General features: G+C 71.2%; 17 protein-coding genes. 9 read left to right on the forward strand and 8 right to left on the reverse strand.

The genetic code is table 11. The annotated features are described in order from the left end of the window. Positions 1–20 precede the first annotated feature (20 nt). Genes ACF1DX_RS22870 through ACF1DX_RS22880 form a run of 3 tightly spaced genes read right to left on the reverse strand, consistent with a single transcriptional unit; the run spans position 21 to position 2,507 of the window. Complete coding sequence (locus tag ACF1DX_RS22870; RefSeq protein ID WP_391792979.1) at positions 21–818, reverse strand: amino acid ABC transporter ATP-binding protein; 798 nt, start codon at positions 816–818, stop codon at positions 21–23. Then, positions 815–1,651, reverse strand: coding sequence for an amino acid ABC transporter permease (locus ACF1DX_RS22875; RefSeq protein WP_391792980.1), 837 nt, complete (start codon positions 1,649–1,651; stop codon positions 815–817). Before ACF1DX_RS22875 ends, ACF1DX_RS22870 begins: the two co-directional genes overlap by 4 nt. 4 nt (positions 1,652–1,655) lie before the next feature. After that, a complete protein-coding gene (locus tag ACF1DX_RS22880; protein WP_391792981.1) occupies positions 1,656–2,507 on the reverse strand; it encodes a transporter substrate-binding domain-containing protein in 852 nt (283 codons plus the stop codon). 186 nt (positions 2,508–2,693) lie between these two features. Here ACF1DX_RS22880 and ACF1DX_RS22885 point away from each other — a divergent pair, with 186 nt between their 5' ends. The 5 genes from ACF1DX_RS22885 to thpD all read left to right on the forward strand — a co-directional run bounded on the left by ACF1DX_RS22885 (position 2,694) and on the right by thpD (position 7,367). Beyond that, positions 2,694–3,794 (forward strand): pyridoxal-phosphate-dependent aminotransferase family protein, encoded by a 1,101-nt coding sequence (locus ACF1DX_RS22885; RefSeq protein ID WP_391792982.1) that lies wholly within the window; start codon positions 2,694–2,696, stop codon positions 3,792–3,794. Positions 3,795–4,171: 377 nt separating this feature from the next. Then, entirely contained in the window at positions 4,172–4,678 is a 507-nt protein-coding gene (gene ectA, locus ACF1DX_RS22890; RefSeq protein ID WP_391792983.1) for a diaminobutyrate acetyltransferase, read from the forward strand. A 78-nt stretch (positions 4,679–4,756) separates the two neighbouring features. Continuing rightward, the gene (gene ectB, locus ACF1DX_RS22895; RefSeq protein ID WP_391792984.1) at positions 4,757–6,028 is read left to right on the forward strand and encodes a diaminobutyrate--2-oxoglutarate transaminase; all 1,272 of its coding nucleotides are present in this window, start codon (positions 4,757–4,759) and stop codon (positions 6,026–6,028) included. Between the two features lie 34 nt (positions 6,029–6,062). After that, positions 6,063–6,461, forward strand: coding sequence for an ectoine synthase (locus ACF1DX_RS22900; RefSeq protein WP_030858547.1), 399 nt, complete (start codon positions 6,063–6,065; stop codon positions 6,459–6,461). A gap of 6 nt (positions 6,462–6,467) precedes the next feature. Next, positions 6,468–7,367 (forward strand): ectoine hydroxylase, encoded by a 900-nt coding sequence (thpD, locus tag ACF1DX_RS22905; protein WP_391792985.1) that lies wholly within the window; start codon positions 6,468–6,470, stop codon positions 7,365–7,367. A gap of 159 nt (positions 7,368–7,526) precedes the next feature. Here thpD and ACF1DX_RS22910 read toward each other — a convergent pair whose 3' ends face one another. From ACF1DX_RS22910 to ACF1DX_RS22925, 4 genes are all read right to left on the reverse strand, one after another. Continuing rightward, a complete protein-coding gene (locus ACF1DX_RS22910) occupies positions 7,527–8,579 on the reverse strand; it encodes an aminotransferase class V-fold PLP-dependent enzyme (RefSeq protein WP_391793250.1) in 1,053 nt (350 codons plus the stop codon). Positions 8,580–8,675: 96 nt separating this feature from the next. Next, positions 8,676–9,386 (reverse strand): DsbA family oxidoreductase, encoded by a 711-nt coding sequence (locus ACF1DX_RS22915; protein WP_391792986.1) that lies wholly within the window; start codon positions 9,384–9,386, stop codon positions 8,676–8,678. Positions 9,387–9,473: 87 nt separating this feature from the next. Then, positions 9,474–10,082: a DUF1349 domain-containing protein gene (locus ACF1DX_RS22920; protein WP_391792987.1), complete on the reverse strand. Its 609-nt coding sequence runs from the start codon at positions 10,080–10,082 to the stop codon at positions 9,474–9,476. A gap of 53 nt (positions 10,083–10,135) precedes the next feature. Next, on the reverse strand, positions 10,136–10,732 hold the full coding sequence (locus tag ACF1DX_RS22925) for a hypothetical protein (RefSeq protein WP_391793251.1): 597 nt from the start codon (positions 10,730–10,732) through the stop codon (positions 10,136–10,138). Between the two features lie 264 nt (positions 10,733–10,996). Between ACF1DX_RS22925 and ACF1DX_RS22930 the strand changes: the two genes are divergently transcribed. Beyond that, a complete protein-coding gene (locus ACF1DX_RS22930) occupies positions 10,997–12,715 on the forward strand; it encodes a sensor histidine kinase (RefSeq protein ID WP_391792988.1) in 1,719 nt (572 codons plus the stop codon). A gap of 92 nt (positions 12,716–12,807) precedes the next feature. Further along, complete coding sequence (locus ACF1DX_RS22935; protein ID WP_030858561.1) at positions 12,808–13,470, forward strand: response regulator transcription factor; 663 nt, start codon at positions 12,808–12,810, stop codon at positions 13,468–13,470. A gap of 3 nt (positions 13,471–13,473) precedes the next feature. Here the strand turns inward: ACF1DX_RS22935 and ACF1DX_RS22940 are convergent, their stop codons facing one another. Next, positions 13,474–15,003 carry an aldehyde dehydrogenase (NADP(+)) gene (locus ACF1DX_RS22940; RefSeq protein WP_391792989.1) on the reverse strand — a complete coding sequence of 510 codons (1,530 nt, stop codon included), beginning with the start codon at positions 15,001–15,003 and terminating at the stop codon, positions 13,474–13,476. Between the two features lie 142 nt (positions 15,004–15,145). Here ACF1DX_RS22940 and ACF1DX_RS22945 point away from each other — a divergent pair, with 142 nt between their 5' ends. After that, positions 15,146–15,919, forward strand: coding sequence for an IclR family transcriptional regulator (locus tag ACF1DX_RS22945; RefSeq protein ID WP_030224445.1), 774 nt, complete (start codon positions 15,146–15,148; stop codon positions 15,917–15,919). 4 nt (positions 15,920–15,923) lie between these two features. Next, positions 15,924–16,397 (forward strand): GNAT family N-acetyltransferase, encoded by a 474-nt coding sequence (locus tag ACF1DX_RS22950; protein ID WP_391792990.1) that lies wholly within the window; start codon positions 15,924–15,926, stop codon positions 16,395–16,397. Positions 16,398–16,468 lie beyond the last annotated feature (71 nt).

Consider the following 16,468-nt stretch of genomic DNA (forward strand, 5'->3'; position numbering starts at 1 on the left):
TACCGCACCCTAATGACCCGCTACCCGGACTTGCCCACCTGGTCGGAGGTCTCCTCCTCGACGTCCGCCATGGCGGGGTCGAGGAGGCGGGAGAGGAAGTGGCGGGTGCGTTCGTGGCGGGGGTGTCCGATGACCTGCTCGGGGGTGCCGTCCTCGACGATCACTCCGCCGTCCATGAAGACGACCCGGTCGGCGACCTCGCGGGCGAAGGTCATCTCGTGGGTGACGACCATCATCGTCATGCCCTCGTTCGCGAGCATCCGCATGACCGCGAGGACGTCGCCGACCAGTTCGGGGTCGAGCGCCGAGGTCGGCTCGTCGAACAGCATCACCTCGGGGCCCATGGCCAGCGCGCGGGCGATGGCGACGCGCTGCTGCTGGCCGCCGGAGAGGGAGGACGGGTAGGCGTCCGCCTTCTCGGCGAGGCCCACGCGCCCCAGGTTCTCCGCGGCGACCTTCGCCGCCTCCGCCTTGCCCCTGCGCAGCACCCTGCGCTGCGGCAGCGTGAGGTTCTCCGTCACCGTGAGGTGCGGGAAGAGGTTGAACTGCTGGAAGACCATGCCGATGCGGCGGCGTACGGCGTCGATGTCGACGTCCGGGTCGGTGAGTTCCGTCCCGCCGACGAAGACCTGCCCCTTGCTGGGCTCCTCCAGGAGGTTCACGCACCGCAGCAGGGTCGACTTGCCCGACCCGGACGGGCCGATGACGCAGACGACCTCGCCCTGGCCGATCTCCAGGTCGATGCCGCGCAGCACCTGGTTGTCGCCGAAGGACTTGTGCAGACCGCTGACGCGGATCTCCGGTCGGCTCGGGGTCATTTCACGGCCTCCTGGGCCTTGGCCTCCATACGGCGCACGACGAAGCCGAGCGGGATGGTGATCAGCAGGTAGCACAGGCCGGCCACCAGGATCGGCGTGGAGTTGGCGGTCGTGCTGGCCAGGTCGCGGCCGTACTTGGACAGTTCGCGCTCCTCCAGGGTGACGCCGAGGAACAGCACCAGCGAGGAGTCCTTGAACAGCAGGACGAGTTCGTTGGTGAGCGGCGGGAGGATGATGCGGAAGGCCTGCGGGATGATGATGGAGACCATGGCCCGGGCGGGCGAGAAGCCCAGCGAACGGGCCGCCTCCATCTGCCCCTTGGGCACGGCCTGGATGCCGGCCCGGATCGTCTCCGCCATGTACGCGGCGGCCACCAGGCCGAGTGCGAGGGCGACCTTGCCGTAGGTGCCGCCGATGATCTCCGTGCCGGGGAAGGCGAGCGGCACGGCGACGCCGATGAAGATGAAGATCAGCAGGGCGGGCAGGCCGCGGAAGATCTCGATGTAGACGCCGGCCAGCCAGCGGTACGGGCCGACGGACGACAGTCGCATCAGCGCGATCACCATGCCGAGGGCGAGCCCGACGGCGAAGCCGGTCACCGTGTACAGCACGGTGTTCTTCAGCGCCAGCGTGATGACGTCCGGGAACATCTGCCGCGCGATGTCCTGCTGCGCGAACTGGTTCTGCAGCCGGTCCCAGTCGGCCGCGAACGCGAAGGCGATCACGGCCGCGACGAAGACGACGTACTGGATGCCGCGCGACAGACCGCGCTTCTGGCGTCGCGTCAGGCCCTTCTTCTTCGGCTGGAGTTGCTGCTTCTCCGTGTCGGCCATGGGATCAGGAAGCGGCCGGCGAGGCGGCGGACTCGTCGTACGGGCCGATCCACTGCTCGTACAGCTTCTTGTACGTACCGTCGGCCTTGGCGTCCGCGAGCGCCTTGTTCACGGCCTCGCGCAGCGCGGTGTTGCCCTTCTTCACCGTGAAGCCGTACTCCTCGCCGGTGTCGATCTGCTCGGCGACCGTGAAGGCGTCGGCGTTGGCCTTGTCCTTCAGCCAGCCCTGGACGACGGGGTAGTCGATGACGACGGCCTTGACCTGGCCGGTGCGCAGGCCGTTGAGAACGGCGTCGGAGGACTCGAAGGAGACCGGGTCGAAGCCCTGCCCCTTGACGTAGTCCTCGCCGGTGGTCTGCGCCTGCGCGCCGAGCTTGATGTTCTTCGACTTCACGTCGGCGAGGGAGGTGACCCCGCTGTCCTTGTCGACGAGGACGGCCTGGGTGGCGTTGAAGTACGGGTCGGAGAAGTCGACGTTCTTCTTCCGCTCCTCGGTGATGGTCATGCCGGCCGCGGCCAGGTCGCACTCGCCGGAGTTGAGGAAGGCGCCGGTCTTGAAGTTCTCGAAGGGCGTGTCGAGGATCTCCTGCTTCACGCCCAGGTCCTCGGCGACCAGGTCGATCAGCGCGACGTCGAAGCCCTGCACCTTGCCGTCGATCTCCGACTGGAAGGGCGGGTACGGGAGGTGGGTGCAGGTGGTGAGCTGCCCCGCCTTGACGAGCTCGACCCCGCCGGCGGCGGTCTTCGAGCCGCTGCCTCCGTCGTCGCTGGAGGTGCAGGCGGACAGGAGAACCAGCCCGGCCGTCGCGGTGGTGGCGGCCAGCACACGGGTCCGGCGGCCGAAGAGCGTCTTCACGGGAGCCTCCTGTCAGGGAACTGTGAGTTCCGATTATAAGGAGAGGTTTGAGGGCCTCAAACCAAACCGATGGCCGTGGGGGCGTCCGGCCTGAGAACCCTGTGGCCGGTCCGCACCCCGGGCGAAGGTTTACCCTCGACTTCGTCGTACGTACCCGCACAGTCGTGAAGTGAAGAGAGCACCGCCGTGACCCACCTCCTCCTCGATCTGCCCCTGCTGGGCGCCGCGCGCTTCGCCTCGATCGAGGACCGGGTGGCACGGCTGCTGGGCACCGGGCAGGACGTCGTGATCATGCAGGGTGAGGCCCTGCTGCCGCTGGAGGGCGCGATCCGCGCGACGGCCGGTCCCGGCACGACCGCGCTGAACGTCATCACCGGCCCCTACGGGCAGACCTTCGGCGACTGGCTGCGGGACTGCGGCGCCACCGTGATCGATCTGGCGGTGCCGTTCCACACGGCGGTGACGGCCGAGCAGGTCCGGGCCGCCTTCGCGGAGCACCCGGAGATCGACTTCGTGTCCCTGGTGCACGCGGAGGCGGCGACCGGGAACACCAACCCGGTCGCGGAGATCGGCGAGGTGGTGCGGGCGCACGGGGCGCTGTTCTACCTGGACGCGGTGGCGTCGATCGGGGCGGAGCCGGTGCTGCCGGACGCGTGGGGCGTGGACCTGTGCGTGATCGGGGCGCAGAAGGCGATGGGCGGCCCGGCCGGGGTCTCGGCGGTGTCGGTGAGCGAGCGGGCGTGGGCGCGGATGGCGGCGAACCCGCGGGCGCCGCGCCGCTCGTACCTGTCGCTGCTGGACTGGAAGGAACGCTGGATCGACGGCGGCCGCAAGGCGCTGCTGCACGCTCCGGCGCAGCTGGAGATGCTGGCGCTCGAGGCGTGCGTGGAGCGGATCGAGGCGGCGGGGCTGGACGCGGTGATGGCGCGGCACGCGGCCGCCGCGGCGGCGACGCGGGCGGGCGCGGTCGCGCTGGGCGGAGGTCTTGAGCCGTACGTGCGCGACGCGGCGGAGGCGGCGCCGGTCGCCACGACCCTGCGGGCCCCGTCCGGCACGGTGGCGTCGGAGCTGGTCGCCCGCGCCCTGGCCGCCGACCCGGCCCTTCCGTTGGCCGCCGGCGGGGGCGCGCTCGCCAAGGAGATGATCCGGGTCAACCACTACGGTCCCGAGGCGACGCCGGGTGCGGTGCGGGCGTGTCTGACGGGGCTGGGGAGCGCGCTGGCGGAGGCGGGTGTGGTCGTGGACCTGCCGGCGGCGCTGAGCGCGGCCGAGAAGGCCTGGCGCTGAGCCCGGGGCGGGGGTCCGGTTCCTCGTCCCCGAACGCCGGACGGACTGACGGAGAACACTGATTCCGGAATTATTCAGCGGCATTCTTTCGCTTATTTTTCGGTTATTCCGCGGAGCAACTTCCCGTCTTCTCCTGCCCGCTTTCCTCACCCCTAAACGCCACGATTTCATGAACGGGAAGCAAGGCGTTTCGGACGTCGCACAGGTGTGACCGGTTCCACAGCGCGCACGATTCATCCCTTATCCACCAGGACAAACAGAGTATTTCGACGGGCTTTCGCGCGGACCCACCCGCCCGCGCGATAACACAGATCAAGCGCGCACGTAACCCCGCCGGACGATGCATTTTTGAATTTACCTGGGTAAGTTCAATTCGTATGACTGCCGCACAAGCAGACCTGCAAATCGACCGCCCCACCGTGGCGGACGGAGCCGTGCTGTGGCGGATAGCCAGGGACTCGAAGGTCCTCGACCTGAACTCGTCGTACAGCTATCTGCTGTGGTGCCGTGACTTCGCCGCCACCTCGGCCGTCGCCCGCGACGAGCACGGAGAGCCGATCGGCTTCGTCAGCGGATACCTGCGGCCGGACAGCCCGCGCACCCTGCTCGTCTGGCAGGTCGCGGTCGACGCGTCGTACCGCGGCCGCGGCCTCGCCGCGGCGATGCTCGACGCACTGGCCGCCCGGACCGCCGAAGAGCACGCGGTGGACACCGTGGAGACCACCATCGCCCCGGGGAACACCGCCTCCGAGCGCCTGTTCACCGCGTTCGCGGAGCGTCACGGCGCCCTGCTGGAGCGCGAGGTGCTGTTCGACACCGGCCAGTTCCCCGACGGGCCGCACGACCCCGAGGTGCTGTACCGCATCGGGCCGCTCACGCGCTGACCGCGCGGCCCGGCCCCCCGGCCTTCCGACTTCTTCCGACTCCCTCTGACCTCCCACGCCACCGAGGAGCGATTCGTCGTGACCATCACCCAGCCCGACCTCAGTGTCTTCGAGACCCTCGAGTCCGAGGTACGCAGCTACTGCCGCGGCTGGCCCGCCGTCTTCGACCGTGCGCACGGCAGCCGCATGTACGACGAGGACGGCCACGAGTACCTCGACTTCTTCGCCGGAGCCGGCTCACTCAACTACGGGCACAACAACCCCGTGCTGAAACGGGCCCTGATCGACTACCTGGAGCGGGACGGCGTCACGCACGGCCTCGACATGTCGACGACGGCCAAGCGCGCCTTCCTGGAGTCCTTCCAGAACTACGTCCTGCGCCCGCGCGACCTGCCGTACAAGGTCATGTTCCCGGGCCCGACGGGCACCAACGCCGTGGAGTCCGCGCTGAAGCTGGCCCGGAAGGTGAAGGGGCGCGAGGCGATCGTGTCGTTCACCAACGCCTTCCACGGCATGTCGCTGGGCTCGCTCGCCGTGACCGGCAACGCCTTCAAGCGGGCCGGCGCCGGCATCCCGCTGGTGCACGGCACGCCGATGCCGTTCGACAACTACTTCGACGGCAAGGTCGAGGACTTCCTGTGGTTCGAGCGGCTCCTGGAGGACCAGGGGTCCGGCCTCAACAAGCCCGCCGCCGTGATCGTCGAGACCGTGCAGGGCGAGGGCGGCATCAACGTCGCCCGGCCCGAGTGGCTGCGCGCCCTGGCCGAGCTGTGCGAACGCCAGGACATGCTGCTGATCGTCGACGACATCCAGATGGGCTGCGGCCGTACCGGCGCCTTCTTCTCCTTCGAGGAGGCCGGCATCACGCCCGACATCGTCACCGTGTCCAAGTCGATCAGCGGCTACGGACTGCCCATGGCGCTGACCCTGTTCAAGCCGGAGCTCGACGTCTGGGAGCCGGGCGAGCACAACGGCACCTTCCGCGGCAACAACCCCGCCTTCGTCACGGCCACCGCGACCCTGGAGGCGTACTGGGCCGACGGCTCCGCGATGGAGAAGCAGACCCGTGCGCGCGGCGAGCAGGTCGAGCAGGCGCTGATCGCCGTCACCGAGGAGAACCCCGCCGACGTCAAGGAGTACCGCGGCCGCGGCCTGGTGTGGGGCCTGGAGTTCCACGACAAGGACCGCGCGGGCCGCATCGCCAAGCGGGCCTTCGAACTCGGGCTGCTCATCGAGACGTCCGGCCCCGAGAGCGAGGTCGTCAAGCTGCTCCCCGCGCTGACCATCACCCCGGACGAGCTGGACGAGGGCCTCAGGACCCTCGCCCGCGCCGTCCGGGAAACCGCCTGAAACACCCACCGAGCCGAGGAGGCATCGCAACACCGTGATCGTCCGTTCGTTCAAGGAGCTCGAAGGCACCGACCGGCACGTGAAATCGGCGTCCGGCACCTGGGAGAGCAAGCGCATCGTCCTCGCCAAGGAGAAGGTCGGCTTCTCCCTGCACGAGACGATCCTGTACGCGGGTACGGAGACGTCGATGTGGTACGCGAACCACATCGAGGCCGTCGTCTGCACTCAGGGCGATGCCGAGCTGACCGACCGCGAGACCGGGAAGACGTACCACATCACCCCCGGCACCATGTACCTCCTGAACGGCCACGAGCGGCACACGCTCAAGGTCAAGGAGGACTTCCACTGCATCTGTGTCTTCAACCCGCCCGTGACCGGACGGGAGGACCACGACGAGAACGGCGTCTATCCGCTGCTCACCGAGGAGGTGTGAGTCACCGTGACCACCATGACCAGGAACGTCACCGACCTCTACCCCACCCGCGGCGCCACCGAGGTGGCGACGCCCCGGCAGGACCCGGTGGTGTGGGGCGGCCCGGACACGCCCGGTCCCGTCCCGGCCGGTGACCTGGAGGCCCTGGACCGCGACGGCTTCCTCGCCGTCGACCAGCTCATCGGACCGGACGAGGTCGGCGTCTACCAGCGCGAGCTGGAGCGGCTGATCAGCGACCCGGCGATCCGCGCGGACGAACGCTCCGTCGTCGAGCCGAAGTCCCAGGAGATCCGGTCCGTGTTCGAGGTGCACAGGATCAGCGAGGTGTTCGCGAACCTGGTGCGCGACGAGCGGGTGGTCGGGCGCGCCCGGCAGATCCTCGGTTCGGACGTCTACGTCCACCAGTCGCGGATCAACGTCAAGCCCGGCTTCGGCGCCAGCGGCTTCTACTGGCACTCGGACTTCGAGACCTGGCACGCCGAGGACGGCCTGCCGAACATGCGCACCATCTCGGTCTCGATCGCGCTCACCGAGAACTACGACACCAACGGCGGCCTCATGATCATGCCGGGGTCGCACAAGACGTTCCTCGGATGCGCGGGGGCCACGCCGAAGGACAACTACAAGAAGTCCCTGCAGATGCAGGACGCGGGGACGCCGTCCGACGAGGCGCTGACGAGGATGGCGTCGGAGTACGGCATCAGGCTGTTCACCGGCAAGGCCGGCTCGGCGACCTGGTTCGACTGCAACGCCATGCACGGCTCCGGCGACAACATCACGCCGTTCCCGCGCAGCAACGTGTTCATCGTGTTCAACAGCGTGGAGAACACGGCGGTCGAGCCCTTCGCGGCACCGATCCGGCGGCCGGAGTTCATCGGGGCGCGGGACTTCACTCCGGTCCGGTGAGCCGGATCCGGCCGGGGGTCCGGGGGTCGCCCCCGGATGACACGGCATCGGGGCGCGGGACTTCACTCCGGTGAAGCAGCCGCGCCGCAGGACCGCGGGCCGGGCCCCCTCGTGTGGGACAGGGAGGCACCGGCCCGCTGCCGTGTACCCGGCGCCGGGTCAGCCGGACAGCGCGTCCAGCAGCCGGTCCACGTCGGCGGCCGTGTTGTAGAGGTGGAAGGACGCCCGCAGATGGCCCGCGCGGTTCGACACCGCGATGCCCGCCTCGGCCAACTCCGGTTGGAGGTGCCCGAGTCCGGGCACGGACACGATCGGTGAACCGGGTGAGGGCACGGGTGTGTGGCCCAGGGTGGCGAGTCCCGCGCGGAAGCGGTCGGCGAGGGCCAGGTCGTGGGCGCGGACGGTGTCCACGCCGATCTCCTCGAGCAGTTCGAGGGAGGCGCGCAGTCCCGCGTAGGTGAACAGGGCGGGACTGGAGTCGAACCGCCGTGCGGAGCGGGCCAGTTCGGCGACCGGCCCGTAGCAACTGTCCCAGGGGCTCTCCGCCGCGACCCAGCTCGCCTGCACCGACGGCAGATCGCCGAGGTCCTCGGGCACCACCAGGAAAGCCGCCCCGTGCGGGCCGAGCAGCCACTTGTGGACGATGGCGACGGAGTAGTCGAACGCGTCGGCCTGCGCCGGCAGCCAGCCGGCCGCCTGGGAGAAGTCGACGTAGGTACGGGCCCCGTGGTCCCGGGCGGCCTCGCGCAACGCGGCGAGGTCGGCGATCCGGCCGTCGGCGGACTGCACCGCGCTGACCGCGGCCAGCGCGGTGCCGGGCCGGACGGAGTCGGCGAGCCGCTCCAGCGGCACGGCCCGCACCTTGAGGTCACCACGGGTGTGGAAGGGGTTGAGGACGGAGGCGAAGTCGTCCTCGACGGTGAGGACTTCGGCACCGGGCGGCAGCGAGGCGGCGATCAGCGCGGTGTGCAGAGCGGCCGTGGCCCCGGCCGCCACCCGCTCGACCGGGACGCCGGCCAGCCTGGCGTACGCGGCCCGGCACGCCTCGACGTCGGCGAACAGCGGATCCAGCGCACGGCCCTCCGCGCGCAGCCGTACGGCGTCCTGGAGCGCGGCCACGGTACGGGCGGGCAGGAGGGCGCTGCTCGCGGTGTTCAGGTAGGTGTTCTTCGGGGTGAACTCGGCACGGACGAGGTTCTCGAAGGTCTCCATGGGACCACTGTGCGGCCCCAGGATCTCCCCGTCCATTGCTTAATTCTGCGCGGTATCGCAAAGGAAACCTTATGTGTACGCGCTGACCTGCGCGTTCTACTGCTGCGGCACCGCGCACCCGTCCGGGCCACAGGCCTCCGCGTCGCCGTCGACCAGGGTCAGCGGCGGACGCTCGCCCCAGGCCCGGGTCAGCGCCTGGGTGAACACCTCGGCGGGCTGGGCGCCGGAGACGCCGTACGTGCGGTCCAGCACGAAGAACGGCACGCCGTTCGCGCCGAGCTGCGCGGCCTCGCGCTCGTCGGCGCGCACCTCGTCGGCGTACGCCTCCGGGTCGGCGAGGACCTCGCGCACCGCGCCGGTGTCGAGACCGGCGGCGCCGGCGAGCTCGACGAGCCGTTCGTCGTCGTTGAAGACGGACCGCTCCTCGGCGAAGTTCGCCCGGTACAGCAGGTCGAGCAGCTCCACCTGGCGGCCCCGCTCGCGGGCGAAGTGCAGCAGGCGGTGCATGTCGAAGGTGCTGCCGTGGTCGCGACCCCGGGTGCGGTAGGGCAGGCCCTCGGCGGCGGCCTGGGCACCCAGGTTGTCCTCACCGGCCTCGGCCTGCGCCTCGCTCATGCCGTACTTCCTGGTGAGCATCGAGATCACCGGCTGGACGTCGTCCTTGGCGCGGCCCGGGTCCAGCTCGAAGGAACGGTGCACGACCTCGACCTGCTCCCGGTGCGGGAAGGCGGCCAGCGCCTTCTCGAAGCGGGCTTTTCCGACATAGCACCAGGGGCAGGCGATGTCGGACCAGATTTCGACGCGCATCGTGATCGGCACTCCAGTTCGTGCGGGTACGGAGACTCCCTCCGGCGGCTACGTGAACATTCAACGAGCCGCCTTCATTCCCTTCCCTCAGCTTCCGTCCCGCAGGTCACGCGGCCAGTGGGGCCGGTACGCGATGTGGTCGTACGTCACCACGCATCCCTCCCCCATCGGCGACTGGGTCATGAAGCCGACCAGCGCGGCCCCGGTCTCCTTCTCGTCGCCGAGGGTGAAGAGGCGGACGAAGGTCCAGCGCTCGCCGTCACGGGAGGCGTGGAAGGCGAAGGCACGACCGGTGCGGCTCACCCGGAGCCAGACGGAACTGCCGTCGACGGTGAAGGAGTTGACGTCGTCGGAGTGCCCCCGGGTGACCACCGTGCAGACGGTGGGCACGTCCGGCGAGTACTCCAGACAGAGCTTGGCCCACGCCCGCTCACCGACATGGACGTACAGCACTCCGGCGTCGAAGGCCCCGGCGAACCCGACGGTGACCCGTGCGATCAGCTGGAAGTCGCCCTCGGGCGCGCCCAGCAGGCGCGGCGCGTCGGAGGCGGGGTCCAGGGCCTCGTCGGTGGGCGGCACGAAACGGTCCTGCCGGGGTCCGGCCCATCCGGTGAGGACGCCGTCCTCGTGGGACCAGTGGCCGTCGGGGCCGTAGGTGCGCAGGGGGAAGGGCAGTTCGGGGATGTCCAGGTCCATGGCGGGAGTCTTCCAGGCCGGGCCCGGTACCGGGAGCCCGGGGGTGGGCCCGGTCAGCGGTCCTGGAACGTGTCCAGGGCCACGGCCTGGGCGATGGCCAGGCGCGGGTCCAGACCGGGCGCGATCACGTCCACCACATAGCGGTCGCGCAGTCCGAACTTCTTGTCGACCTTCATCACCGGCTTGCCGTCCGTCTCGAAGTCGAAGTGGTACGGCCAGAGGAACGGCACCAGGTCCACCGGCAGGAAGTCCCAGACGCGGCGGAGCACGGCCACGAACCGGTTGCGCTCCCGTCCGACGGCCGCGGGCGAGCCCGGCTGGTCCAGGACCCACGTCGAGCGCAGCAGGGAGGCGAGGGACTTCTTCTCGAACGTACCGATGGGGTTGCCTTCCGCGTCCCGTACGTCGTAGCCGTCGTCGAGGTCGGAGAGGCTGCGCTCCTTGACGGTGAAGGAGATCCGCGTCCTGGACCCGTCGGCGTAGAAGGTCACCTCCTCCTTGAGCGAGAACCGCTTCAGCTCGGCGAAGGCGAGGATCCCGCCGTCGGAACCGTCCGGCAGCAGCTCGCTCACGGTGTACCGGTCGGTCGTGAGGGCGGTCTCCTGCCGGACGGTGAAACGTCCGCCGGTCCACTGCTTCACGCTGTCCACCGTTCCGCTCCCCAAGCCGCCGGTCCACTGCTTCACGCTGTCCACCGTTCCGCTCCCCATGCCCTCGGTCCCGCGCCGTCGCCCGTGTGCGTCCGGTGGAGCCATCGTCGCCGTGCGCCCCGCCCCGGAGCAGTCTCCGTAAGTCGTCACCGGCAACGACCAAAGAGGACAGGCCCCTTGGCGGCCGGGAGTCCACTTTCGTCGTCCGGGACCGCGCCGAAGGGAGGATGCGGGCGTCCGGGGGCGGCCCTCTATCGTCTGCGCGTGGACGTAGCAGAGACACCCCGCACCGGCCTGCCGCTCCGTTCCCGGCTCGCCGCCGCCTCCCCCTGGCCCCGCAAACGGATCGTCGGGGAGGCCGTACTCGCCGTGACGCTCTCCGGGATCGCGGGCCTCCTCCACACGACGGAGACCGGATCCATGGCGCGGGGCGGTGCCCTGGCCCTGCTCGTCGCCGTACTGTCCCTGGCCCGCCGCGCCCTGCCGGCGACGGTGCTGATGGTCTCGTCGGCGCTGGCCGGAGCGGTCGTCGGTACGTTCCCGCTGCTGATCTGCGCCGGCTGGTCGGCGGGCGGCCGCATCGAGCGCCCGGCGCGCGCACTGGGCGCGTACGCGGCCGGGCTCGCGCTCCACCTCGTCCTCGGCGTCATCACCGCGGGCGACGACGGGCTCGGGCTGTCGCCGCTGATGACGGCCGTGCTGGGCGGGAGCCCGTTCCTGGTGCTGGCGGTCATGCCGGGGCTCGCCTCCCGCTACCGCGCCCAGCGCCACGCCCTGCTCGACGCCCTGCGGCGGCACAACGCCCAACTGGTGCGCGAGCAGGCGATGGTGGCGCGACAGGCCCGGCTGCTGGAACGGCAGCGCATCGCCCAGGACATGCACGACAGCCTCGGCCACCAGCTCGCCCTGATCGCCGTGCACACCGGGGCGCTGGAGGTGGACCCGGAGCTGAACGGCCGCCAGCGGGAAGGGGTGGGCATCCTCCGGGAGGCCTCCAGGTCGGCGATGCGGGAGCTGCGCGAGGCGGTGGGCATCCTGCGGGACGGCGTGGAGGCGTCCGTGCCCGGCCCGGAGGAGGCCGGGCCTTCGGCGGACCGCACGGCGGCCTCCGTCGACAAGCTCGTCGCGTCGTCACGGGCCGCGGGCGCGACGGTGGAACTGCACCGGTCCGGCACCGAACGGGCCCTCGCGCCCGCCGCCGACCGCGCGGCGTACCGCATCGCCCAGGAGGGCCTGACCAACGCGCACAAGCACGCGCCGGGCGCCCCGATCACCGTGGCGCTGCGCTACGAACCGGACAGCCTGGTGGTCGAGGTGGCCAACGGGCCGGTGCCGGCCGGGGCGCCGGCCGGGCCGCCCGCGATCAGCGGCGGCCAGGGGCTGACGGGCCTGCGGGAGCGGGCCCGGCTGGTCGGCGGCATGGTGCACACCGGCCCCACTCCCGACGGGGGTTTCCGGCTCGCCGGTGTGCTGCCGTACGGCGACGGCGAGCGGCGGTCCCGTCCGAACGGCGCGACTTCGGTCGTCGCGGACGACGACTTCCGGGGGCAGATCGGCGGGGGCTCCGCGGGCGACGGTGGTGACGACTTCGAACGCACCGATCCGCAGAAGGAGTTCACCACCATCATGAGCAGCAAGAAGAACGCCGCCCTGGGATGCGCCCTCACCGCCGTGGTCCTCGTCGTGGGCGCCGGCGCCCTCCTGGTGTGGGGGGTGTGGAAACTGATGGACGAGGTGGAGAAGGGCCTCATCCCGGCGAGCGTGTACGAGTCGGCCCGGGTCGGCGACGACGAGGCGGACCTCCGGAAGAAGTTTCCGGAAGGCGGCTCGCTGCTCACCGACGGCGTGGAGAAGGACGGCCCGCCGCTGCCCGAGGACGCCGTCTGCGAGCACTTCGTGGACGACGAGGAGGACATCGTCTACCGGTTCTGCTTCCGCGACGGGAAGCTGTCCTCCAAGGAGTCCTACGCGCACAAGGTGTGACCGGCCGTCCGTGGCCGCGCCCGCGGCCGGATCGGGCATGATGGGCGGGCCCCACCATCCGCCCGTCCCACCGACACCGCGCAGGAGGCCGCGTGATCCGGGTCCTCGTCGCCGACGACGAGCCGCTCATCAGGGCCGGCATCAGGATGATCCTCACCTCGGCCGACGACATCGACGTCGTCGCCGAGGCGCGGGACGGCCGGGAGGCGGTGGAGACCGCCCGGAGCACCGCGGTCGACGTGGCCCTGCTGGACATCCAGATGCCCGTGATGGACGGGCTGACCGCGCTGGCCGAGCTGGGCCGCGCCGCGCCGGGGGTGCGCGTGCTGATCCTGACCACGTTCGGGGAACGCGACAACGTCCTGCGGGCGCTCGGCCACGGCAGCGCGGGCTTCCTGCTGAAGGACTCCGCGCCGCAGGAGCTGATCCACGCGGTCCGCGCGGCGGCGGCCGGCGACGCCTATCTGTCCCCGGCCGCCACCCGGCACGTGGTGGACTCCCTCGCCTCGCCCGCCGCCACCGTGCGCGGCGAGGAGGCGCGCCGCCGCCTGGCCGGGCTGACGGCGCGCGAACGCGAGGTGCTGGCCCTGCTCGGCGAGGGCCTGTCCAACGCGGACGCCGGCGCCCGCCTGCACATGAGTGAGGCCACGGTGAAGACCTACGTCAGCCGCATCCTGACCAAGCTCGACTGCGACAACAGGGTGCAGGCGGCGCTCCTGGCCCGCGACGCGGGCCTGGAGCCGAGCGCGGGGTGAGCCTCAGCGCTCCAGCCTGCCGTTGAACCTCCGGGGCAGTCCCAGCGGGTTGTCGTCCTTGAGTTCCGCGGGCAGCAGCGCCTCGGGCGTCCCCTGGTAGACGACCGGCCGCAGCCACCGCTCGATGGCCGTGCCGCCCACCGACGTGGAGGTGGAGGTCGTCGCCGGGTACGGCCCTCCGTGGTGCTGGGCCGGGGCGACCGCGACGCCCGTCGGCCAGCCGTTGACCAGGACCCGCCCGGCCAGCGGCGTCAGTTCCCGCACCAGCTCCGCCCCGCGGCCTTCCCCGGCCGCCTCCCCGGCGGACAGCTGCACGGTCGCCGTGAGGTTGCCCGGCAGCCGCGACAGCACGCTCCGCACCTCGGCGTCGTCCTCGTAGCGGGCGACGACGGTGACCGGCCCGAAGCACTCCTCGAGCAGCAGGTCGTGCTCGCCCTCCTGGGCCAGCCGGCTCGCCGGGACGGTGAGGAAGCCCGCGCTGACCGTGTGCTCGCCGCCCGCGCCCGGGGTCACCGGGGACTCCACGTCGGGCAGTTGGGCGCGCTCGGCGACCCCGGCGACGAAGTTGTCGCGCATGCGGTGGTCGAGCAGGACGCCGGCGTCGGTGTCGCTGACGGCGTCCGTCAGGGACTTGACCAGCGCGTCACCGGCCGCGCCGGCCGGCGCGAGGACGAGGCCCGGCTTCACGCAGAACTGGCCGACGCCCAGCGTCATCGAACCGGCCAGCCCGGCACCGATGGCCTCGCCGCGCTCGGCGGCGGCGGCCTCGGTGACGACGACCGGGTTCAGGGAGCCCAGCTCACCGTGGAACGGGATCGGGACGGGACGGGCGGCGGCCGCGTCGAAGAGGGCTCGGCCCCCGCGGATCGATCCGGTGAAACCGGCCGCCGAGACCAGCGGGTGCTTGACGAGCTCGACGCCGGCCTCGAAGCCGTGCACCAGGCCGAGCACGCCCTCGGGGACGTCGTGCCGGGCGGCGGCGCGGCGCAGCACCCTGGCGACCAGTTCGGACAGTCCGGGGTGGTCGGGGTGGGCCTTGACGACGACCGGGCATCCGGCCGCGAGGGCGCTGGCGGTGTCGCCGCCCGCCACGGAGAAGGCGAAGGGGAAGTTGGACGCCGAGTAGACGGCGACGACGCCCAGCGGGATCTTGTAGCGGCGCAGGTCCGGGACGGGCGGGGTCGCGGTGTCGTCGGGGTGGTTGATGACGACGTCGAGGAAGGCGCCCTCCTCGACGATGCCGGCGAAGGCCCGCAGCTGGTAGCAGGTGCGGGCGAGTTCCCCGGTGAGCCGGACCGGGCCGAGCGCGGTCTCCGCGTCGGCGGCCTCGACGAGCTGCTCCTTGGCCGCTTCGAGCTCGTCGGCGGCCGTGCGCAGGAAGGCCGCGCGGACGGTGCGGTCCGTCAGCGCGCCGCGCGCGTCGTGCGCGGCGCGGACGGCGGCGTCGACCTCCTGGGCTGTGGCCTCCACCGCAACCTGTTCACGCTGCTTCCCGGTTCGGGGGTCGACACTCCAGACTGGTGCTGCTGCCACCGCGGGTCCCTCCACTTGATTGCCGCATGCAATGCCGCAGTATGTACGTCACCTCACAGGGTTGTTCGATATACTGAACACCGTCTCTGTGGGTGAATGTGCTTCGGAGACTATTTCCCGGCGAACGAAGGGGTCAAGGGCGATGTCGGCTGGCGAGACGGGCGGCGGCGCGCAGGTCAAGTCCGCGGTGCGGACCGTTGAACTGCTCGAATACTTCGCCGGGCGCCCCGGCATGCACTCCCTGGCGGCGGTCCAGGAGGCCGTCGGCTACCCCAAGTCGAGCCTCTACATGCTGCTGCGCACCCTCGTGGACCTCGGCTGGGTGGAGACGGACGCGACGGGCACGCGGTACGGCATCGGCGTGCGGGCGCTGCTGGTGGGCACGTCGTACATCGACGGCGACGAGGTCGTCGCGGCGGCCCGCCCCACCCTGGACCGGCTCTCCGACGACACCACGGAGACCATCCACCTCGCCCGGCTCGACGGCACCAACGTGGTCTACCTCGCCACCCGCCAGTCGCAGCACTACCTGCGCCCGTTCACCCGGGTCGGCCGCCGGCTGCCCGCGCACTCGACGTCGCTGGGCAAGGCGCTGCTGAGCACGTACCCGGACGAGCAGGTGCGCAAGATGCTCCCGGAGACACTGCCCGCGCTGACCGAGCACACCATCACGGACCGGGAGAAGCTCATCGAGGAGCTGCACCTGGTGCGGGAGCAGGGTTTCGCCGTGGACCGCGAGGAGAACACGCTGGGGCTGCGCTGCTTCGGTGTGGCGATCCCGTACCGCACCCCCGCGCGGGACGCGATCAGCTGCTCGGTGCCGGTGGCGCGGCTCACGCCCGCACACGAGCAGATGGTCAAGGACGCCCTGTTCGACGCACGCGACCGGCTGACCCTCGCCACCCGGAGGCTCTGACCCCATGGACATCGCCCTGCGGCCGGTGCACGACAGCGACCTGCCGGTCTTCTACCGGCAGCTCAACGACCCGGAGGCACTGCGCATGGCGGCCTTCACCCCCGAGGACCCGGCCGACCAGGACCGCTTCGACGCCCACTGGGCGAAGATCCGCAGCTCGCCGGAGGTCGTGGTGCGCACGGTGCTGTACGACGGCGACGTGGTGGGCCACGCGGCGGTGTACGGGGAGCCGGGCGAGCGCGAGGTGACGTACTGGGTGGACCGCGCCTACTGGGGCAAGGGCATCGCCACGGCCGCGCTGCGCGGCCTGCTGGCGGAGGTGGCCGAGCGCCCGCTGTACGCGCGCACGGCCGCGGACAACGCCGCTTCGCGGCGGGTGCTGGAGCACTGCGGCTTCACGGTCTCCGCACGGGAGAGGGGATACGCGCCCGCGCGGGGCGAGGAGATCGACGAGCTGGTGCTCACCCTGGACCACTGACCGCCCGGCCGGCCCGACCGTCCGATGAACATCCGATGAGAAACGGGACGGGAGGGAACGATCCGTCCCCT

Source organism: Streptomyces sp. NPDC014676 (assembly GCF_043084105.1).
GTDB lineage: Bacteria > Actinomycetota > Actinomycetes > Streptomycetales > Streptomycetaceae > Streptomyces.